The organism is Alteromonas sp. AWQ4_252, assembly GCF_056158205.1.
The window spans coordinates 1987988-2010703 of sequence record NZ_JBSWSV010000001.1; the positions used below are offsets into that span (position 1 = coordinate 1987988).

The window sequence follows — 22716 nt, forward strand, 5'->3', positions numbered from 1 at the left end:
AGCAAATGTTGTACCAGCGTAAAAAGCACTTAAAAACATTGGTTTACGATTTTTTTTAAAAATTTTGTAGAGAGTGTGTTAAATTCTTTGACAGTATTTTCGGAGTTACAAAATGATCTACTTCCCTTTCATCGTAAATATTGATTAAGATGATAGATTAATATCACTATTTTAAATTAATATTTCCAATCATAATTACCTTAAATAATCGACTGGCAAGATTAACTTGTCAGCTTACTTATATTAAGGAATGTATTATGAGTCAGTGTCCCTTTTCTAAAAAAATCGATAGCCAGGTACCATTAACCAGCAGTAACGGTGCACCAGTCGCATCAGATAATCAAAGTCGCACAGTGGGTCGCCGTGGGCCAGTTACCTTTGACAATCACTATTTGTTTGAAAAGCTGGCTCATTTTAATCGCGAGCGTATTCCCGAGCGAGTAGTACACGCCAGAGGTAGTGCCGCTTACGGTACCTTTACCGTAACCCGCGGCTTGTCTGATTACACCATCGCTGATTTTTTGCAGGAAGAAGGCGCACAAACTCCAGTATTTTTGCGTTTTTCCACTGTGGGTGGCGGTCAGGATTCCAGTGACTATGCCCGCGACCCTCGCGGATTTGCGGTAAAGTTCTACACCCAACAGGGTAACTGGGACATGGTCGGCAACAATACGCCAGTTTTCTTCTTGCGAGATGGGATCAAGTTCCCCGACTTTATTCACAGCCAGAAAAAGAACCCGCGTACCAACTTGCCAGATCCACAGGCAATTTATGAGTTCTGGGCGAATAACCCTCAGTCGTTACATCAGTCGACTATTTTGATGTCAGACCGAGGTATACCTTTATCGTATCGTCACGTTAATGGTTATAGTTCACACACGTTGAGTTTCTGGAACAAGCAGGGTGAACGATTCTGGGTTAAATGGCACTTTAAAACCAATCAGGGTATTAAAACACTGACCAACGAAGAAGCTGCCCGTATGCCCGCTTTCGGCGCGCAGCAGGATTTAGTCGACAGTATCGACAACGGTGATTTTCCTTCCTGGACGGTAAATGTGCAAATCATGACTGAAGCGGAGGCGAAGACTTATCGTATTAACCCTTTCGATTTAACGAAGGTATGGCCGCACAGCGACTTCCCGTTAATTGGAGTGGGGCAGTTGGAGCTGAATCGCAATGTAGATAATTATTTTGCAGAAACTGAGCAAGCCGCCTTTGCGCCGAGCAATTTGGTTCCCGGTATTGGTGCTTCTCCCGACAGAATGTTACAGGCAAGATTGTTGGCATACCAGGATGCTCATCGCTACCGGGTGGGGGCTAATGTGAATCAAATTCCGGTAAATACACCGCGATGCCCGGTTCATAACTATCAGCGCGATGGGGCTTTTGCAGGTATTCAGCCCGCTCTGGCTGGAAGTGGAGCGAACTTCTATCCAAATAATCGGAGTGAGAATGGTGCGCCAGCAGAAGTCGAAAGCGCTGCTGAGCCTGCTATGCCACTGGAAGAAGATGCATGGTTGGATGTACATGATATTCAGGATGAGGACAATTTTTCTCAAGCAGGCGATTTGTTCCGCATAATGTCAGATGATCAAAAGCGCCAACTTGTGAACAATATTGCTGACGGCTTGAGCCAGGCAACGTCAGATGTTCAGGAAGCTATGTTTAGTCAGTATGATCAGGCTGATCCGGCGTACGGACTGATGGTGCGAACTGCGATTGCGTCTAAAAGTTAGTCGCAGCTAATTAAAATTCAAAAGCGCAGTAGGCTGTTCTACTGCGTTTTTTGTAGCACCGGCATTGCGAATACGGCACCATTGAGGTTCAAAAAAATATTCTGGAGCGCAAGGTTAGTGAATGTGCTTGGTTTGGTACCATCAACATCTGAAGTTTATGAAGGTGCTGTTGACATTCTGATCGACGGCATACCGCTGTTAGACATGTTCCGGCAGTATGAGGCGCAGTTTTCAGATACTATCAATGGCGCTTACACATCAGTGATCACGTCAGGGGAACTGCGTGCTATTTTAATGAAAGATAAGGGAGCGTTTACTCCTCTGGCTTGTGATTGCGGGGAACCAGAATGCTGGTTTGTAACTGGAGAAATTACCCGTGTTCAGGATTTCGTTTGCTGGGGCAATTGGAGCAATCCGTATCGCTCTGATAAAAGCAAGAAGAGTAAAGGCCTGTATTGGTCTTACAGGCAGTTTCCGCCTATTTTTTTCCACCAAGACCAGTATCTATCGGTCATTGAAAGTTTTTAGGGTTTTGCAGGGTATGGTGCAAGTAAAGAGGTCACTAGTTCAGTAAGATTTTTCTGGATAGTAATACTATCTTTTGCATCTAGCTCAGTACTGCCCACCGCGCTATAAATAAATTGCCCGTCTTTAACCACATCAATTTGCAAATTCTGATATTGGCTTACCTGTTCACCCACAGGCACGCTAAATACGCTGCCTAATGAAATTCCACCTGAGCGACCAAAAGTACCGGTTCCCAAACCAAAACTAATCGATTTACCATCTTCTTTTTTAGCCGTAGACGGGTAAAACATCACAGTGACATCCGCTTCATCCTGATTTGTTGAACGAAGGCCTTTGCTAGTGAGGATATTTCCTATCGACGTTTGCATGTGATTGGCAATAGTTTCATTGCTCACATTTACCGGAGGCTGAACGTAGAAGGTGTCGATGTCAGCAAAATTTTGTTCTTCACTGATATTAATTTCAGGTTTATTTGACGCACAGCCAGAGATGACAAAAAGCAGTGTCGTCAGTGCCAGTAACCTTGATAAATAGTCCCGTTGCATCATTGTTTCTCACTAATTAGAACTTGATGAGTATACGTGAGTTCTCACTGGGATGGATCGCTCTTTACGTTTTCTGCGGTAGCACCACCTGGTTACACCCAGAACAAACAATATGAATACGGCTACACCACTGACAGTCCAAAAAAGCCTGCCCGAAATGCCAAACAAAGTGCCGTCATGCAGCGGATGAAGCCAGTTCATCATGGTGTTGAGCTTCCCCTGTTCATAGTAATCGAAAATTTCCAGTAGCTGCCCGCTGGCGCCATCAATGTAAATATAGGTGTGGGGAAAACGCCGGGAAGGATCGCCAGGCAATTGAACTCGTATGCGATAATAGTTTTTTGCGCCCTCTTTATCTGGTGTTTCTATCCACGCGCCCACTGCGTTGTCAAACTGCGCTAAAGCAATTTGCAGCGCTTTGGATGGTAAAATAAAGGAGTTGTTATGTTCAGCAAGTGGAGTGATATTCGGTGAATCTGCAGGGCCGAGTAATGGCTTGGCAATAGTGCGTGTTTCTTCTGGCAACGCAAGCATGACACCCGAAATACACAACAATAGTAAGGGTAGCGCTGTGACAAGACCTGCCACTTTATGCCAATCATACAGTTTTACCGCCGTATTTTGGGTGCTTCTTATGCGCAACTGCTTTTGCCACTGTTTACGTTTAGGCCACCAAGCCCAAAGCCCACTGATGAGTAAATACGTGCAACCAATACCAACGTAACCCACCACAATGCCGCCATTGGGGCCGGCCAAAAGGCGAAAATGCAGATTGTACATCCAGGTTGCAAAATATTGCCCCCAGAAATCGCGCCTGAGAATGTGTTTACCGTCTTTAGACAGCCACACCATCATAGGAGCAAAGTCTTCATCAGCTGTTTCTTCGGGTTGATAATAGCGGGCCGAAATGTAGGGGGTTATTTCGTTTACTTTAAACCGCCAAGAGCGTGTCTTTTGTGGGTATGCAATAAGCAGTGTCGTGAGCGCAGTGTCGTAATCAGCGACGGTCGGCTTTGCCTCAACTTCGGGTAAATTAAGTGCTGTATCCAGTTCGTTGTAAAACACCAGAAACGCACCAGACAGGCCTATGATAACGAAGACAACACCAATAGATAAACCCAGATAAAGATGAATGCGTCTGTGTAATTTGCGCCAATTTGGCATGAAATGAATACCTGTAGGTCTGCATGAGCTCGCGCAGCATTGATAATCTAGTCAGTTGGCGAGAGAAACAGCAACAATAAACGGCGCAGTCTGTCTCATTACACCTCCCGTTCCAATGCGACAAATTGTCGCACCTGATGAAAATATCTAAATATCAGTCGGTTATGATTTTTATAAAATGACGGGCCACATAAAACTCACGTATGTTTATTAAATGTTTTCATATTGTTAATGAATACGTATGCAAGCCATTGCTCTCTTTTTAAACAAAAATGTAACATTTGTAGTGGAACCATAAATGGCGTTTTAAGGCGGGAATAGCCACGAAAATGTCGATAAAAAACAGGAATGGGACACCAAATGAAAACATTTAAACCCAGCATAATAATGGCAGCGTTGGTGAGCAGTGGCCTAGCGGTGAGTATGTCGTCAGCACTTGCACAAACAAACGAAACGTCAGCCGATGAAACGCAAGCGCAGGAAAGCGAAGTGTATGAGCGTATTGAAGTAAGAGGTTTCAGTACCAGTCTTATTCAGTCGCTAAATCAAAAACGTTTCTCCGATACCGTTTCGGAGCAAATATCGGCTGACGATCTCGGTGGCTTGCCCGATGTTTCCATGGCAGATGCATTAACCCGATTACCAGGGATCTCAGCGGTGCGTACCGGCGGTCAGGCGGCGCAGATAAATATTCGTGGTTTGTCTGGCGACTTTGTGTTTTCTACTCTCAATGGCAGGGAGCAGGTCTCTACCAGCGGCAGTCGAGCCATTGAATTTGACCAGTATCCATCGGAACTCATCAGTGAAGCAGCGGTTTATAAATCGCCAAAAGCGTCGCTGATTGAAGGCGGTATTGCCGGTACCGTTGAGCTAAGAACGGCTTCGCCGTTAGCGATGGAGGAACAGCATAAATTCAGTGCCAATGTTCGCGGTATGTACAACGACAGGGCGTCAGAAATATCCGATGCCAAAGAATATGGCCACCGTCTGAGCTTCTCGTACCAAGGTAAATTCCTTGACGACACCTTAGGCGTATCGTTGGGTTATGCCCGTTTATTTCAGCCAAGCGTATCAACGCAATTCATTGGCCTTGCCTATAACGGCAATGTCGATGTCGATATGGTTGAGGGAGATACGGATGGGCCGGAAAACTGTCCTGAGTGTGAAAACATTTCTGAGGGTTTTGAAATGCAGCACAAAGGCGGTGAAGAAACCCGGGATGGTTATGTCGCGGCGTTTGAATGGGCGCCCACTGACACCTTTACGTTAAAAGCGGATGCCTTTGTTTCTAAATTTGATTCAGAAGAATTTGCCCGTGGTTTTCGGGTAAAACTAGGGGGCGTGAATGCAGGAATAACTAATCCGGTTGTCGTCAATAATAATGTTGTCGGTGGCACGTTTTCTCGCACCGACAGCAGCTTTACGCGCGTGGAATTAGTAAACGATGACAATCAGGATTTCGACAGTATTGTCAATTTAGGGGTGAACGCAGCGTGGGAAATTACCCCTGATTTTGCTGTGCAGTTTGACGTTTCCCGCTCTACCGCAAAAAGTGATTTTCGAAACGGGTTGTTGTGGTCACTGGTAGCGGAAGACGCCACAGCAGATACACCGGTTTTTGATGAAAATATCCAAATTTCCTATTTATTAAACGGACTCAATTTACCTGATATCGGCTTTAGCCAGACCGATGCTTTTTCTGATGTCGATCGTGTAATGGTGAGCAAATACGGCATTTACCCTTATGAAAACAAAGACGAGCTGGATGCTTATAAAATTGATTTCCAGTATTACGTCGACTTACCCGTAATAACCGGCTTTGAATTTGGGTATCGCTACTCAGACAGGGAATACAATAACGATCGTTCGGTATTTGAATACGGCAACGACAGTGCATTTTCAGTTAGCGAACCGCCACTGCGTTTAACCAACGACATGGTGGAAGTGGTGGATTGGCAGGGTGACTTTGCTTATTTCCCCAGTTATCTCTCCATTAATTTAGATCGTGCGCTCAATACCTGGTTCCCCGATGGCCGACCAGAGCCTTTGCAAACATGGGGGCCTGGTGCTGCGGGAGTGATCAATGGCCCAGGTTCGGGCCCGTCTTCAGCCTGGACGTTACAGGAAAGTGGTGATGTATTTGAAACGGTAAACTCAGCCTATTTGATGGCTAATATTAACACCGAAGTGGGCGATATTCCTGTTACGGGAAATGTGGGTGTGCGCTATGTGAAAAGTAAGCAAAGCTCCACTACACTGCAACGAGCTACCCAAACCTTAACTGACCCGGAAACTGGTGTTTCCGTAGAGGTGAGCGACCCTACGGCAGGTGCACAGAATATTGTTGATGAAGCCGGGCTTATCAACAACTTTTATCGTCCTGATTTCCTCACCCACGAATACAGCGATGTACTTCCTTCTATCAACCTGAACTTCAAGTTTACCGACAATACGCAATTGCGACTGGCTGCTGCAAAGGTCATGGGCCGAGCGCCAATTAACCGGTTTGCGGCGAATGCGTCCACTAACATTGAAGTGGTGACGGCGCTGCAAGACAGGGATTCGGGCGAAATTACACTGTCAACGCCTACCGCAAGAGTAAATGGTAATGCCAGTAACAGTCCGTATCTCGAGCCTTTTTATGCCACCCAATACGATGTGTCTTGGGAGTACTATTTTAGTGAAACAGACGGTGCGTTAGTCATCGCCGGGTTCTACAAAGACATTGAGTCCTTTGTGGAAGATATCGAGATTGACCCATACGATTTTGAAGCCAACGGTGTTGTTATTCCTGATTCCATTCAAGTGCCCGTGTATTTAGCCCCCGAGTTTTCCGGGCAGGAATCTGAATTGGCCAGAGATGAAAACGGGGCTCCGATTTTCGTTACCGTGCCTACGGAAAATGGCAGCTATCGCACTGCGGTAAACAATGCAGAAGGCGGTTATGTTCGCGGCCTGGAAGTGGCATACACGCAAATTTACAGCATGTTACCTGGTATGTGGTCTGGGCTGGGTATGAACGCCAGCTTCTCGTATACCGAAAGTGAAATACAGCGAGTGCTGGGCAATGGCGTTTATGCTTCTGATTTGCCAGGGCTGTCAGAAAACGTCGCCACGTTAACCGTGTTTTGGGAATACGAAGGGTTTGAAACCCGGCTTTCTACCCGGTATCGCGATGCCTTTGTGTCCCAGCAAGTGGCAGTGAACGATCAGGTGGTGAATTTCGATTCTGAATTGGTAATGGACTACCAGGCCTCTTATGAAATAGACGATAACTGGAGCGTGTTATTCCAAATAAACAACCTCACCGATGAGCCCACGAAGAGCTATTTTTCATCCGTTGAGCAAACCGGCACTATCCAGTTCTTTGGCACGCAATATTACCTGGGGATGACATACCAACTATGAAAAAACACATCCTAACAACACAAGCAGGGCGAGTGCACCAGCACGCAAATACTCAGGAGAAAACTATGTTTAGTCGCTTACGGATATGGCAAATGGCTGTATTCATTACAGCTGCATTACTACTTAGCGCATGTGGGGGCTCTGGTGTAGAGTCGGGCTCCAACGACCTACTTACGTGCTCAGCCCCCAATTTGCCAGATCCCACTGGCGAATTCTGCGAAGCGCCGCCACCTATTCAGTGTGATGCACCTACCGTACCCAATGAAACCAACGATGCTTGTGTGGTTGGCGCTGATCCAACACTGCCAGAGCCGGTATTTACGCCGTCTGCCAACCAAGCGGTACTTTATTACAATCGCGCCTCGGTGGATGCAGATAACAGTAGTAGCGACCCGGCTTACGAAGGCTGGCGATTACACACCTGGAACAATGATAGCTGCGATGCCTACGCTGATGCCGACACTGACTGGGCAAATGGCCGGGTACATACCGGAATCGACCCAAACTATGGTGCCTACTGGGTATTAGAACTCAAAGAAGGCTATGGAAGCTGCCATAACTTTATTATTCACAAAGGCACTGATGACGCGGGTAAAGAAATGGGCGGCGGCGATTTTCAAGGCTCGCTCATTCAGGACGATGCTGATTTTGTGCGCATGAACTTCACCTTATCTGGTGAGCCAACTCTTTTTGAATTTCCCATTTTATCACTAGGACCACAACCCGTGGCCATTGAAGGGCTGGGCGCGCATTGGTTAGATGCTCAAACCATATTGTGGAATGTGCCTGATAATGTTGCTGAAGTGAAATTGCATTATTCTGCACAAGCTGAATTAGAGACGTCTTTAGAATCAGGCATTAATGGCACTGCAGTGACCCTCATGCCTACAACGCTCAGCGAAGAACAAACGGCGCGAGCGCCGCACCTTGCCTCATTGACTGCATGGGAAGGCGATTGGTCAGATGACGACGCCAAAACAGTACTGACAACACAGGCGGTAGTTGGTGGTTACGACGCAGATGGCGCGTTAGTGGTTGCCACAGGTATTCAGATCGCTAACGCCATTGATGCCTTGTATACCCTGGGTGAAGATGACGCTGATGAAGCGCAGTTGGGCGTCATTTACACAGATGCAGGTATTACCATGGCACTCTGGGCACCTACTGCTCAAAGCGTCTCACTACTGCGTTACAACGATGACAAAACCCTGGCACAGCGTTATGACATGACGCGAAACGATACCTCTGGCGTATGGTATTACGAGGGCGATATGTCATTTGATCGCCAGCTATACCGCTTTGAAGTTACAGCCTATCATCCGTCTACGGGGAACGTGGAAACACTCCTTGTGACAGACCCCTATTCAGTAGCAGTCACCACCAATGGCCGCTTTTCTCGATTCGTTAACCTAAACGATGAAGACTTAAAACCGGACGGTTGGGATACCCATGCTATTCCAGCTATTGCTAACCCGGAAGATGCGGTGATCTATGAAGGACATGTTCGGGATTTCAGTGTTCGTGACATGTCAACCTCAGAAGCCAATCGCGGAAAATATCTGGCATTTACAGAAGATAATACGGCACCAGTAGAGCACTTACGAAAGCTGGTGGACGCTGGTCTTAACTATTTCCACATTCTACCTGCAAATGACATCGCCACCATTGATGAAGACCCGACAAAAACTGTTGGTCTGTACGACACTGTTGGCGACTTGTGCCGCTTAAATGCCGATGCAGCTGTGTGCGAGGAAGAAAGCGCCGGAGCGATGCTTATCGATGTTTACAACAGCTATGACCCGTTAGCGGAAGGGGCAAAAGCACAGCAGTTGACTAACGACATGCGCGGCGTAGACGGGTTTAATTGGGGTTACGATCCGCACCATTTCAATACACCGGAAGGCAGCTATGCCTCAAGTGCAGAAGGCGTTGAACGTATTGTAGAAATGCGCTCTATGATCCAGGCTCTGCATGAACTGGGCCTTCGGGTAGCCCTTGACGTGGTGTACAACCACACCAATGCTTCCAGTGTGTTCTCGAAATCTGTGCTCGATAAGGTGGTACCTGGCTATTACCATCGTTACGAGGTAGACACCGGTGCTATCGTTCGGGAAACCTGTTGCGAAGATACCGAACCCCGCAATGTTATGATGGAGAAGTTTATGCAGGACTCACTGATGATGTGGGCGATGCATTACAAGTATGATGCATTTCGTTTTGACATCATGAGTCAGGCGACCCGCGATACCATGGTGCGTTTGCGCGACGCTGTGCAAACTATCGACGCAGACAACTACTTCTACGGCGAAGGCTGGACCAAAATTGACCGTGGCTACGAGCAGGCAAACCAGCTCAATATGGCAGGCACGGAAATTGGTACCTACAACGACCGCATTCGCGAGGCGATTCGTCAGGGGAATATCTTTAGACCAGATTCAGACGCGCTGTTAAGCGATCAGGATCGGGTGAAGATGGGTATGATTGGTACGCTCAAAGATTACATTCTCGAAACGTCAGCGGGTACGGCAGGCGCAACCAGCAACCTGGGTGGTTATGCCGAAGATCCGGCTGACATTATCAACTATGTTTCTAAGCACGATAACCAGACTCTGTGGGATCAGCTAAACTACACTTTGCCCCACGACATTAGCCTCGAAGAGCGGGTGCGGGCACAAAATGTTGCCATGGGCATTAACCTGGTCTCTCAAGGTATTCCCTTCCTGCAAATGGGCGGTGACATGCTGCGTTCCAAGTCCATGGACAGAGATTCCTATGACTCTGGCGATTGGTTCAATTTTGTAGACTTTACATATGAAACCAATAACTGGAATGTGGGTTTGCCTATTGCTGATAAAAATGAAGATCGCTGGGCTGAAATGGGCGAATTCATTTACAGTCCGGATCGGTCAGCGTCTATGTCAGACATCATGTTTGCCTCAGATGTATTTGCCGAACTTCTGTCTATTCGCATGTCGAGCCCATTATTCCGCCTGACAACTGCAGAAGACATCATCGACCGTGTGGGTTTTCACAACATTGGCAGTCGTCAACAAAAAGGGCTCATCGCCATGAGTATTGACGACGGAATCGTGCCAGACAGTGAAGAAAGTCGTGCTGATCTGGATATGATGAATGATGCGCTCATGGTGTTGGTGAACACGGGGTACGAAGAAAAGTCGATTACTGTAAATACCGCTTCTGGCTTTATGCTGCACAGCGTTCAGGCTGCTTCTGTAGATAGTGTGGTGCGCGGTGCCAGCTTTGCTGAAGGTGAAGATGGCAATGGTACTTTCACTGTGCCAGCCATGACCATTGCTGTGTTTGAAAAACCGCAATCCGGCGCCCAGGGTTACGGCTTATCGTCTTATGCAACAGCAGGCGCACCCGATGTGGTGCCTTACGGTGATACGGTAGCCTACTTGCGCGGTGATATGAACGGTTGGAGTACTGATGATGCCTTTATCTACCAGGGAGATGGCGTGTATACCGTGGCTGTTGCGCTAACGGGTGGAACGACATACGGCTTTAAATTCGCCTCGGAAGATTGGTCTACCGTTAACTTTGGTGCCGAAGACGGTGACGATGGTGTAGTGATGGAAGGCGTCGAAAAAGGCTTAGCACGAACCAATAACAACCTCGCGTTTACGCCGACTATTGATGCCACCTATCTGTTTACAGTAGATGCATCAGACAGTGAAGCACCTGTACTCACAGTAGAAAATGAAGAGCCTTACGTAGGGACGTCTATTTATCTGCGCGGCGCCATGAATGGCTGGGGCACAGATGAAATGTTTACCTATCAGGGGGGCCGTGTTTATACCTTTGCCAGAGACATGGAACCCGGTACTTATGAGTTTAAGGTGGCTTCTGAAGATTGGAGTACAGTGAACTTTGGCGCGTTGTCTGGTGACGACAGTGATAGAAACATTACATCTGGTCAAACACTGGGTATAGCGGCCACTAACGATAATCTGGTGCTCACTATCACCGACAGCGATCGCTATGTGTTTGTCTTCGACACGTCAGACATGAACGCCCCTACCATAGGTGTGTTCAAAGAGGCGTATTGGGGCAGCACAGAGGTGTTTGTTCGCGGCGGGATGAACGGTTGGGGTGTGGCTGATAAGTTTACCTACCTTGGTGAAGGCGTGTACACAGCCGATGTTTCCTTAAGCGCCGGCACCGTTGAGTTTAAAGTCGCCTCGGAAGACTGGGCAACGGTGAATTTGGGGAACCCCAACGATGCGGCATCAAACATGGTGATAGTAGGTGAAGAAAAAGTGTTGGGTGGCAGCAATAACAATCTGGTGATGGAAGTACCGACTTCTGGTGAATACCAGTTCACAGTAACAGGGCCAGATGGCAACGCCCCTGTACTTACTGTTACGTTAAAATAACCACACAGGCTTGTGTAAGATATAAACCCAAACCGCGGCATTTGACCGCGGTTTTTTTTGCGCTTAATCCGTTATAAAGTAATACTGCTATTTTGATTGACCATGTTGATAAGGACACATGCTCTATGGATAAACAACGGCGTTCTCTTTTGATGGCAACTGGCGCACTGGGCGCTGCGACAGTGTTACCGGCTTCTGCCAACAGTACACCTTGTGATAGTGGTGCATTACCGGCAGTGGTGCATATGGTGTATTTCTGGTTGCGCAACCCGTTTTCAGAGTCAGACAGAGATAAGCTTATCAGTGGCTTAAGAAGTCTGACTGCCATTCCTGAAATTGCCAGCTTGCACGTTGGCTTGCCTGCATCAACGTTGAAACGAGATGTTATTGATAACAGCTTTCACGTGTCTGAGTTGATGATGTTTCATTCTGTTGCCGATCAGGACACTTATCAAAACCATCCGCTGCACGTAAAGTTTGTCGAGGAGCACGCGCACCTGTGGGACAAGGTAGTGGTGCACGATTCTATTAGTGCGCCATAACACGGGCCACTTAAGGTGGTTGTAGATCGTGCTATGGCATGAAACGCAACGCTGTGGTTATACACTATATAATTGCACCGTGAAAACCCAGTGGCATATAGGTATCTATTTTCGCTTGTGCCACCGGGCCATTGCTTATCGCCATGGCATCAAACACGTTGCAGTAGGTGTGGCCAGAACGAAAATCGAGACAGGTATTAACCAAATAACCCTGTCCCTCTTGTGCGCCTGTTGGCACAAAAAGCGGCTCTTCTGCTAGTGTGTGTTTTCCAAAGCTATAGCTGTCTACGCTACCTGTTTTTGTATCGATCCGAGCTACGGCATTGTATTCTCCGTCAGGCGCGTCGGCATTGGCATGCACACCAAATTGAAAGGTGGTTGGTGTGCCGGTAAAACGCCCATCAAACTGTACAAATTCCATAGGAATGGCAGTGTTTTCCAATCGTGCTGAGGACGCAGCAAGGTCGATATGTATCTGCGCCGCAGTACTTCGGTGGTGTTTCTGCTTACCGTGCTGTGCCAGTGTTTTTACATCATTTAAAATAATATCCGCATTTTCATACCAACAGGCGTTTATGGCTAATGTGTTGCCTTGTTGCCAGGCATTGCCGAAGTGAAACACGAAACCTGCATCGAAAGGGCGGCGAAACACTGGCTTTAATGTGCTCTTGTCAATAACCAGTAACTCGCCCGGTTCATTGCCGTGGAAAGACATACTGTCGATTAACGTTTCTGCCTCAGATTTCGCGATGGGCGGAAAGTAAAAAATAAGGTAATCGTCAGTGACGGCAAAATCATGGACATAACTTTGCGGTGCCTCTACGACGCCGTAGTTAAGTAACAACCCTTTAGCATCCATCTGATAAACAATAATTGCCGACTCACCAAAGAAAGACAGATCACCAAAATTCCAGATGTGGCCAAAGCGGTCAGTATGCGGGTGAGCGGAAAATGGTACTCCGTCTAAGGTTTTATCCAGAGAAACCTGGCCTTGAGTCTCCAGTGTGTTAGCGTCAACTTTGTAAGGCATAGCGGCTTCCCATAACGCCCAAAGCTCGTTGTCGACAGGCAACAAGGCAATATTTGCAGTGTTTACCGCTTCGGCACTTTTAGACAGTTTTGAACCTGTAATGACAGACCCTGCGCCATTGTATAAGAACTTTCCTACGCGGGATTCCTCTTTATACTTTTTGGTTCGTACAAACTTACCGGAATGGGTAACACCCTGTTTATCGAATCCATAGCGGTGAACAAAACCATCACCGTCGAACCAGTGGGTATAGCGCTCGTCATTACGCACCACTAATGCAGGCCCATTGCGGTAAAACTGTTTGCCAATAAGTGCTTCTGGCAAACTGCCTTGCCAGGAAAAGGTGCGTGGTGCAATGTCGTCGTTTAAACCTTCCCACCCCTTCAAAATCGGGTGTTTTGCCAATTGCTGTTGAAAAAAGCTGTTAAATGTTTCGCTCTCACCAGCAAAGGCATTAACGCCAAAGCCAGGTACTAAAGAGCTGCAACCTGCCAGACCTAACGCTTTTACAAAATCTCGTCTTTTCATCGAAATTACTCCATGCTGATGGTGATGACTTGGTTAGAGGCGGTTACATCAAAACGAATATCTTCAAAAGAAGGTGGCCCCATTACTTGCGGATTAATGCTAAAACCATAGGGCTCTGTGGGAATACCCAGCATATTGCTGTTGAGGTCGCGATTGCCGTCTAAATCCTGAAACACCATGATGCCGTAATGGCCTTCTGGTAAATCGGCGAGCACAATTCGGGGAGTGGGGGAGTGTACCGAGACAACTTGACTTTGAATGGCTGCGTGCTGTTTCATGGCCGTGGCAGACGGGTAAACCGCTACATAAAGTTCACCGGATACATCCGTAATGCCAGTAAATTCAACTGTAATGTCAGCGGCATGGGCCGATGCAAGCAAAGCGGTCGAACATGTTAATGCAATCAGTGTGTGTTTCATGGGGCGTCTCCTGTTTGTGATGTTATTTACTGTAGCGGTGCTAACAGTTACAAACAGGTGCCAAAAGTCATGCTTTGTGAAAACGTGACTTTTGGCACCTGAGACGCTTCTTTGCTTTGCGTATTCTACAGGCACGACGTTAAGGGAAATACAAAATGGGTAAAGCCGATAGAAATACCACGTTAATCATTGCAGGAGTGCTCGGGTGGTTTTCTGTGATGATGATCACCAGGGTTAAAGCACAGTTTGCGCTGGCGGAGACGTTGTACTACGTCGGGTTTGGATTGTTCCTGCTAGGCTTTATCGCCATTAACTTTATTCCGGCTGCGCTGCACGACAAACGTATCAGTGGGCTATGCCTGGTTGTGCAAATACTGGGGTTTGGTGCCGTATTTGTCTGCTGTCAGTCTACCGATGCGTTGATTTTGTTAGTGATTTTTGCGGGTCAACTGCCTTTTTTTCTCAATCAGCGCCAAGCCGTTATTCTGTTGCTGATGATAAATGCATTGTGCTTTTTGCTGTATTATCTTATGTGGAACAAAGGGTTAAACCCGTCCCTCATTGCCATCGGTTTGAATCTCGCTTTTCAAAGTTTCTCGCTGGCAGTGGCCCATATCGCCGTGCAGGAGAAGGCATCGAGGGTAGCGCTGGAACAAGTTAATGCGGAACTTATGTCTACCAGGGCCTTGTTAGAACAAACATCCAGACAGGCAGAAAGAGAAAAGTTAAGCCGGGATTTACATGATATTTGTGGCCATCAACTCACCGCGCTATTACTCAACCTTGAGTTTTTAAGTAAAACCGTGGCCGAGCCTCAGCAAAAAAGCGTGAATGAAACCAAACAAATCGCAAAAGATTTGCTGAGCCAAATAAGAGACGTTGTCCGTCAAAACAAGCAGTCGACCCAGTTAGATCTCAATGCTGCAATCGATAGCTTGTTTGCTAACTTGCCCCTGGTAAAAGCCGAATTCACCCAGCGTTTATCTGCACCGTTACTGTCTGGGCATCACGCCGAGGTGCTGCTGCGTATTTGTCAGGAGGCGGTAAGTAATGCGCTGCGCTACGGCAAAGACAAGCACGTCATCATTGCCCTTTATCAGCACGCCAATGTTATTGAGATGACCGTTGAGAATGGGTTTGCAAAAATCCTGCAACCACGCAAGGGAATGGGTCTTCGCAATATGCAGCAGCGAGCAGCAGAATTAGATGGAAATATTACCGTAAACAGTGAAAATAATCGCTGGCGGCTAACCGTTCAGATCCCTTATAAGGAGCAAGATTATGATTAACGTGGCCATTGCCGATGATCAGGCATTGGTGCGACAGGGCATTGGCAGTTTGTTGTCGCTATTTGACGATATCAACGTGAAATGGCAAGCAGTGAATGGCGATGACGCTTTGGCGAAACTGGCTGAAACGCCGGTGGATGTGTTGCTTATGGACATCCGCATGCCCGTAAAAAGTGGCATAGAAGCGCTGCATGCACTAAACAGGCAGGATGGCGACGCCGGTTCAGATACAAAGGTGATCATACTCACAACCTTCGATGACCCACAATTATTTACTCAAGCCATGCATGCTGGCGCTAACGGCTTTTTATTAAAAGACGTGGATGCCGATAAGCTTCACGATGCCATTACCATCGTGCATGAAGGTGGAATGTTGGCAGAACCTGTGTTGCTTGATCAGCTTAGCCATGAGCTGCTTTCTACGTTCGCTGACCCGAATATCGAGCCATTGAGTGAAAGAGAGCTGGATATTTTAAAGTTAATTGCTGGCGGTTATTCCAATAAGGAAATAGCAGACACTGTGTTTTTAGCTCAGGGCACCGTGAAAAATCACGTGTCTAATATCCTGGCAAAACTCAAAACCCGTGATCGCACCCGCGCAGTTTTGAAGGCGTTAAGTGCAAAGTTGTTATAATCAGGCGGTATCCCGAACACTAAATTTTTAACCAAACCCTCTTACTAATACTGCCTGTTTCCGTTAACGTTAACGGTGACTAAACTAAGGAAAATAATAACAATGAAACGATTTTTTAAATGGGTTGGAGCGGGGCTACTGATAGTAGTGTTAGTTGGCGGAAGTTTTGCTGCTCATGAATGGCATGCCGATAAACCATTTTACTTTAATAATTTATTAAATAGAGAGCTGGTAAAAGTAGCCTTCGATAGCCCTGAAATGCTTACCTCGCTGGGCTTTTTAGAATCTGTAGGGATCAAAGGGCATAACGGGAAGCTCGACGATGCAAGTGTAGAAAAAGGTGATGCTCTTTTTGAACAGGCCCGTCAAGTTCGCGAATTGGTTGGTGCTTACGACAATGAAGATCTCAACAGAGAAGAGCAACTTTCAAAAAAAATCACCCTGTACCTGCTAGATTATCTAATCAGTAATGCACCTTTTCGTTATCACACTTACCCGGTGAACCAGCTGTTTGGCGTTCAAAACGGATTTCCTAGCTTTATGGAAGGTCAGCATCAAATAAATGATGCTACCGATGTTGAAAACTATTTAAGCCGTTTGCGCGCTGTTGATGAAAAGTTTGCGCAAGTATTAGAAGGGCTGAAGCTACGAGAAGAAAAAGGCATCATTCCTCCCCGTTTTGTAATAGACCGCGTGCTGGATGAAATGCAAGGGTTTGTCTCATCGCCACTGGAAGAAAATATTCTTTATAGCTCATTAAAAGAAAAAATGAGTAAAGCAGAGGATATTTCAGCAGAACAACAGGATGCGTATTTAAATGAAGCGCAAGCAGTGATAAATGACGACGTAGATCGTGCCTATCAACTGTTCATTGACTACTTCACAACTCTTCAGGCTAAAGCAGGAAGCGATCACGGGTATTGGCACTTGCCGGATGGGGATAAGGTATATGCCAACGCACTGCGTTTTTTCACTACCACTGATATGACTGCTGATGAAATTCACAACCTGGGTTTGAAAGAAGTAGCAAGAATTCAGGGTGAAATGCTGACTATACTCTCCAATGAAGGCTACGATGTATCACAAGGCTTTTTTAGTGCCATAGACGCGTTGGCTGCTGATCCATCACATTATTATGAAGACAGCGACGCTGGGCGTGAGCAAATTCTTGAAGACTATCAAAAAATACTGGATGAAATCGACGCGGGTATAAGCGAAGCATTTGGAATTCGTCCTGAAGCGGGAATGGAAGTCGTGCGTATTCCAGAGTTTAAGGAAAAAACTGCGCCAGGTGCTTACTATCAGCAGCCCGCAATAGATGGCTCACGTCCTGGCCGCTTTTATGCCAACCTGTATGACATCAAGGCAACGCCTAAATACGGTATGCGCACCCTGGCGTATCACGAAGGTATTCCTGGCCATCATTTTCAGATTGCCATCGCCATGGAATTAGAAGGCATTCCTTTGATTCGTAAAATGTCACCTTTCACTGCTTACACTGAAGGCTGGGCACTGTATACCGAGTATTTAGCGTGGGAAATGGGCTTTCAGGATAACCCCCTGGACAACCTTGGAAGATTACAAGCAGAGCTGTTTAGAGCCGTGCGTCTGGTAGTCGATACTGGTATTCACGATAAACGCTGGACCCGAGAAGAAGCCATTGAATACATGGTTAATAACACAGGTATGGCACTCAGCGATGTTACAGCGGAAATTGAGCGGTATATTGTTATGCCTGGGCAAGCGACGTCGTACAAAGTAGGGATGATGAAAATACTCGCCCTTCGTGAGAAAGCTAAATCTGAGCTCGGTGACAAGTTTGATTTGCGGGACTTCCACGATGTTGTACTTAAAAACGGCGCAGTACCGCTAGCCATTCTGGAAGAATTAGTGGATGAATACATTGCTGAAAAAAGTGCAGAACGTTAGGGGAGAATAGCGTTTAATTGGCTTTTTCAAAATCAGGGGGCGTTGTTAAAGCGCTTCCTCATTTTGCTAAAGCAAAAAGCCAAAACAGTTAGCAAGCTTGAGTAAGTGACAGCGAGTTGTTGTGTGATTTTATCGAAAAGAGTAAATGCGTATTAGTGAAGTAGAAATTATTAAGCAAGAACTGCTCAAAGTTTAGCAAAGCGGGAATTCGAGTTGCGCCATCCAACGAGATTTTGACTTTGGTGCATAAGTTACAAAGTATGCGAGAGCTTGAGCATGCAATATGAATATGGTGAGGCAAAAACTTCCTCAAATCTCATTTCGAATTTCAGTACCACAGTTCAGCTCACTTACTTATATTGACGACAACTCATTTCATATTTTCTTAAAACCACCTACTAGGTAGACGTACAACCAGGCTCAAATACAGCTGCCATTATACCTAGCCTACAGCGTTAATGTTTCTTTTAATCAAGCCTACCCACGCATGCAAGTTGTATAACTTCTTTAGGTACTATTTTTGCGCGGTTTTAAAGTTAGTTATGAAATACTTGTATAAGATAAAAGACAAGCCCTGCATGGTGCAGGGAACATTGTAAAAAGCACGGCGTTTAATTAAAAGAAATAAGGGCTAAGCGCAAGAATTTAACTAAAAAGCGCTATTCAAAAGCAGAACTCATGCGCTCAGCCAATCCCAAATTTTAAAAAGAGCAGTGGATTACCACTTGTAGGTGAATTCTACAAATCCGTTTCTTGGATTTCCGGGGAAGTGGCCCGTGCGCTCAATAAAGCCTGATTCTGCATACTCTTTATCAAAGAGGTTATCTATTCTAAACAGTACATTGTAGTTGTCTACTTCCCAAGTTATTGACGCATCGGCAATGAAATAGGACTTCACATTTTGTCCCGACAGACTCAGTTGGTCGTCAACATAGTTTCCACCAAAGGCAAAAGCGAGATCCCACTCAGGTATTTGGTAACGCGTCCAGAAACCAAATTGATTCTGAGGCGCATTAGCGAAGCGGTCGCCTACACTGTTACTAATACCGCCACCGCCATTATCTGCAGTGATTCGTGCGTCGTTGTAGCCATAAGCTACGCTCAAGATCCAATTTGGCGTTATGTCAGTGATTACCTCAACTTCAAATCCGTCACTGGTTACCTCACCCACGGGCGCGACATTATCGATGCCGTCGCCTTCAGGGTCTTCGCCGGTTGACTGAAGGATATTTTCTCGGGTTATTTGGTAAACGGCTAATCGTAGCAAGGTAGTTTCATCGAACAGTTCTGCATTCATACCACCCTCGATGATATCTCCTGTGGTCGGCTCAAACGGACCGCCAGCTTCATCTTGCTGATTACTCACCGACTGAGGTTCGTAAGAATCGGCCCATTGACCATAAAGCGAAATATTAGAGTTAATCTTATAAATACCGCCAATTCGAAAACTTACATTCGAATCGTCGAAAACAGCACTAGGCGTTTCATCTTCAAACTGGTCGTAGCGCAAACCTGCAACAAAGGTAAACTGCTCCCAAGCGAGTTCATTAAGTACATAGGCACCGTTTCGCGTTTGCTCTGTTATGCTTAGCGGCCTGAATTGCACGTTATAGTTTTCAGGCTGCGTCACACCGTAGTTAGGGTTAGTAAGCGTTAGTGGAATGATGTCTGAGTCAAGCGATGTCCCGCTTAGATAGCGAAGAACAAAATCCTGCTCTAAAGCAGTGCCACCTAAAAGCGCATCCTCTTTTCCTTTGTAAAGGTCAACGCCGTACGCCGTTCTATGGTCTGCACCCAACCACTCGCCTGAATACACAAAGTTAGCGCCAAAGCTAAGCTGCTCTTGCTCGCGTAATTGATCCCTGAACTCTCGACCAACAAGGTCTATATTCCCATCTCCATCACTATCAATAAGTGCTCGTGGTTCATGGTAGTTCTGCTCTTGTTCATTGTCTATATAGCGCAAACGTGTATCGTAGCTGATTGAATCGCTGAGCTGTCCCTCTAGAGAAAGCTGGACAGAGTCGGAGCGCAAATTTAGAAAATCACTGGCTTCGTTATGATTCCAATCTATATCTGTGAGAAAGTTACCACTGTCGTCAACGGGCACGCCGCGCAGTCGATTAGCGCCCAAATCTTGTGAATAATGGGTGTACTGAAGCGTTAGTAGGTGGCCTTGAAGGTCGTATGTGTAGCCAGAGTCGAAGATAAATACTTCACTATCACTGTTGTCGCGATAGGTATCTTGTTGCTCATAAAAAACACCAGCACGAGCATTTTGATTGTTATCAATCGCTCCATTTATTTCTGCTGAGCCACCAAAGCGAGAATGTGAGCCCGCGATAACCCTTGCGTTGGCGTCGAAATCTGACGTTGGCTTTTTAGTGACATAGTTAAATAAGCCACCTGGTGCACCTGGCCCATAGAGCATTCCGGCAGGGCCTTTTAAAAAGTCGACCCGCTCAATATTAAATAGTTGAGGTACGTTAAAGCCTACATAAGGGTCTCCGCGTAAGCCATCGAAGAAGATTTCCTCTTGTCTGAAACCCCTCGCGGTTACACCGGCATAGCTAAACTGGCTAACTCCTGCAATATTGCGATAAATATCTTTTGCATTGCGCGCACCCTGATCGCGTATCAAGCTTTCATTGATCGTAGTGATTTGTTGGGTTGAATTAAGTGGGTCAACACTTAATTTACCTGTAGATGAGTTACCATTGCGATATAGATTGATCGCTCTGCTAGTCACTACCACACGCTCAATTTGGTCGGATTTTGCGGGTGATATTTCACGTGTATCCGAAGAGTTCTCAATGTCTTGTGATAAAGCAGGGGAGGTCAACGAAGCAGCTATTAACGCGGCTAAATATTTCATTGCAAAAAAATCCAAGTGTTGTGTAATAAAAGAAAAGTGATGAGAGTTAGAATGTTAAGATAAATGATAACAGTTTTTATTATCATTTATCTATAGCTGTGTGTCATTTGTCGTGTTGTAATCAATATCCGTAAGCGAGATTTATGATGTGTAGAAACTTGGATTAATAAGTGTCAATTCGCGTCGTAGTAAATTAGACCAATGTAGACGGAAACTTCATTATTTTAGCGTATGGTTATAAAGTAGGTTTGATTTACGACTCAGCAATGTAGAGTCAGTTTATCTAAGGAAGATGCGAATAAGTCCCCGATGTGAGATCATAGCTGCATAGTAAATCACAGCCATTACCGCCCATAAGCCAACAGTTAACTTTTGCCGATAGTGAGTGTTCCAGTAAGCGCCATCAAACTCGTAAAGAGATATTCTTATCCAGAATGGATAACCTGCTGCCGTGGTCTCAACTGCTGGAAGTGATTGAACCCTTTTATCCTAAAGCAGGCAATGGCAGACGTCCGTATGAGCTTGAGACTATGTTTCGCATTCACTGTATGCAGCAATGGTTCAGCCTTGGTGATGAAGCGATGGAAGATGCGTTATATGAAATTGCTTCGATGCGTCAGTTTGCGCAACTGTCATTGGGTAAAGCCATTCCAGATCGCACTACCATTATGAACTTCCGGCACTTGCTGGAAAAGCACAAGCTGACTCGCAAATTATTCAAAACGGTCAACCAATGGCTGACAGACAGCGGTGTGATGATGACGCAGGGTACACTGGTGGATGCGACGATTATTGAAGCGCCCAGCTCCACTAAAAACAAAAAGAGTGAACGTGACCCGGAGATGCATCAGACTAAGAAAGGCAATGAATGGCACTTCGGTATGAAAGCCCATATTGGTGTGGATGCCAAGAGTGGCATCACCCATACGTTGGTGACCACCGCAGCCAACGAGCATGACCTGAACCAGTTACACAACCTGTTGCACGGCTAAGAAGAATTCGCTTCCGGCGATGCCGGTTATCAAGGCGCAGAGAAACGGGGAGAGTTGCAAGATACAAATGTGGAATGGCAGGTTGCCGAACGCCTCGGAAAAGTCCGGGCACTGAAAAAGCATCCTCGCAAAAACAAAACGGCCATCAACATCGAATACTTTAAAGCCAGCATCCGGGCGAAAGTGGAGCATCCGTTTCGGATCATCAAATGTCAGTGTGGCTTTATCAAAACACGATACAAAGGACTGATGAAAAATGACTCGCAGTTAGCCATTCTATTCACCTTGGCAAACCTGTTTAAAGTAGACCTGATGTTACGACGACAGCCAAGATCTGTCTAAAATCCGGGAATAACCCGCAATAAGCCCGAAATCAGGCCTTAAAAGGTAGTATATTGGCCTAAATTGAGAATTTGGCGTTCAAAAATTAGACGGCGAACGCGAAGGCGGGTTCAAGAACTAAATTGCAGGGCTTATTCGCAGTTTCCCTAGTCCAATCTTTCATACTCAACACCTGAAATGAGCTTTTAGGGTTTAAAAAGCTCTTTAGAAAATAGTATTCATTCGTTTCCTATTGCTTAGAACGATGAATATCACAGTATTTACTCGGTGAAGAAATGATTTACCTGAATGTTGACAAATATCAAGCAAAACAATATCTAATCATATAGCAACAAGCTTTTCTGATTAGAAGTGAAGC

Annotated in this window: 13 protein-coding genes and 1 pseudogene; 9 read left to right on the plus strand and 5 right to left on the minus strand. The window is 46.1% G+C overall.

What is annotated here, in order from left to right; all coding sequences use genetic code 11:
• Nucleotides 1-257: 257 nt before the first annotated feature.
• Together ACXACM_RS08765 and ACXACM_RS08770 are read left to right on the plus strand one after the other, a co-directional pair.
• Nucleotides 258-1736 (plus strand): catalase, encoded by a 1479-nt coding sequence (locus ACXACM_RS08765; RefSeq protein ID WP_474821145.1) that lies wholly within the window; start codon nucleotides 258-260, stop codon nucleotides 1734-1736.
• A 123-nt stretch (nucleotides 1737-1859) separates the two neighbouring features.
• Entirely contained in the window at nucleotides 1860-2264 is a 405-nt protein-coding gene (locus tag ACXACM_RS08770) for a hypothetical protein (protein WP_474821146.1), read from the plus strand.
• Here ACXACM_RS08770 and ACXACM_RS08775 read toward each other — a convergent pair.
• Complete coding sequence (locus tag ACXACM_RS08775) at nucleotides 2261-2812, minus strand: DUF4136 domain-containing protein (protein WP_474821147.1); 552 nt, start codon at nucleotides 2810-2812, stop codon at nucleotides 2261-2263. The two genes, ACXACM_RS08770 and ACXACM_RS08775, sit on opposite strands and share 4 nt — an antisense overlap.
• A gap of 9 nt (nucleotides 2813-2821) precedes the next feature.
• Nucleotides 2822-3973: a PepSY-associated TM helix domain-containing protein gene (locus ACXACM_RS08780; protein WP_474821149.1), complete on the minus strand. Its 1152-nt coding sequence runs from the start codon at nucleotides 3971-3973 to the stop codon at nucleotides 2822-2824.
• Between the two features lie 360 nt (nucleotides 3974-4333).
• Here ACXACM_RS08780 and ACXACM_RS08785 point away from each other — a divergent pair, with 360 nt between their 5' ends.
• The 3 genes from ACXACM_RS08785 (at nucleotide 4334) to ACXACM_RS08795 (ending at nucleotide 12320) form a co-directional block, all read left to right on the plus strand.
• Complete coding sequence (locus ACXACM_RS08785; RefSeq protein ID WP_474821150.1) at nucleotides 4334-7381, plus strand: TonB-dependent receptor; 3048 nt, start codon at nucleotides 4334-4336, stop codon at nucleotides 7379-7381.
• Nucleotides 7382-7446: 65 nt separating this feature from the next.
• Nucleotides 7447-11778: an alpha-1,6-glucosidase domain-containing protein gene (locus ACXACM_RS08790; RefSeq protein WP_474821151.1), complete on the plus strand. Its 4332-nt coding sequence runs from the start codon at nucleotides 7447-7449 to the stop codon at nucleotides 11776-11778.
• Nucleotides 11779-11903: 125 nt separating this feature from the next.
• The gene (locus ACXACM_RS08795; RefSeq protein ID WP_474821153.1) at nucleotides 11904-12320 is read left to right on the plus strand and encodes a Dabb family protein; all 417 of its coding nucleotides are present in this window, start codon (nucleotides 11904-11906) and stop codon (nucleotides 12318-12320) included.
• A gap of 64 nt (nucleotides 12321-12384) precedes the next feature.
• Here the strand turns inward: ACXACM_RS08795 and ACXACM_RS08800 are convergent, their stop codons facing one another.
• Together ACXACM_RS08800 and ACXACM_RS08805 are read right to left on the minus strand one after the other, a co-directional pair.
• Nucleotides 12385-13878 carry a carotenoid oxygenase family protein gene (locus tag ACXACM_RS08800; protein WP_474821154.1) on the minus strand — a complete coding sequence of 498 codons (1494 nt, stop codon included), beginning with the start codon at nucleotides 13876-13878 and terminating at the stop codon, nucleotides 12385-12387.
• Between the two features lie 5 nt (nucleotides 13879-13883).
• Entirely contained in the window at nucleotides 13884-14297 is a 414-nt protein-coding gene (locus tag ACXACM_RS08805; RefSeq protein ID WP_474821155.1) for a DUF2141 domain-containing protein, read from the minus strand.
• A gap of 155 nt (nucleotides 14298-14452) precedes the next feature.
• Here ACXACM_RS08805 and ACXACM_RS08810 point away from each other — a divergent pair, with 155 nt between their 5' ends.
• The 3 genes from ACXACM_RS08810 (at nucleotide 14453) to ACXACM_RS08820 (ending at nucleotide 18149) form a co-directional block, all read left to right on the plus strand.
• Nucleotides 14453-15586, plus strand: a complete 1134-nt coding sequence (locus ACXACM_RS08810) for a sensor histidine kinase (RefSeq protein ID WP_474821157.1) — start codon at nucleotides 14453-14455, stop codon at nucleotides 15584-15586.
• Nucleotides 15579-16220, plus strand: coding sequence for a response regulator transcription factor (locus tag ACXACM_RS08815; RefSeq protein WP_474821158.1), 642 nt, complete (start codon nucleotides 15579-15581; stop codon nucleotides 16218-16220). The genes ACXACM_RS08810 and ACXACM_RS08815 overlap by 8 nt, the downstream gene beginning before the upstream one ends.
• Before the next feature lie 102 nt (nucleotides 16221-16322).
• Nucleotides 16323-18149 (plus strand): DUF885 domain-containing protein, encoded by a 1827-nt coding sequence (locus tag ACXACM_RS08820; protein WP_474821159.1) that lies wholly within the window; start codon nucleotides 16323-16325, stop codon nucleotides 18147-18149.
• 718 nt (nucleotides 18150-18867) lie between these two features.
• On the opposite strand, the gene ACXACM_RS08825 is transcribed toward ACXACM_RS08820, so the two are convergent.
• The gene (locus tag ACXACM_RS08825) at nucleotides 18868-21024 is read right to left on the minus strand and encodes a TonB-dependent siderophore receptor (RefSeq protein WP_474821160.1); all 2157 of its coding nucleotides are present in this window, start codon (nucleotides 21022-21024) and stop codon (nucleotides 18868-18870) included.
• Between the two features lie 353 nt (nucleotides 21025-21377).
• Between ACXACM_RS08825 and ACXACM_RS08830 the strand changes: the two are divergent.
• A pseudogene (locus tag ACXACM_RS08830) lies at nucleotides 21378-22358 on the plus strand (IS5 family transposase).
• Nucleotides 22359-22716 lie beyond the last annotated feature (358 nt).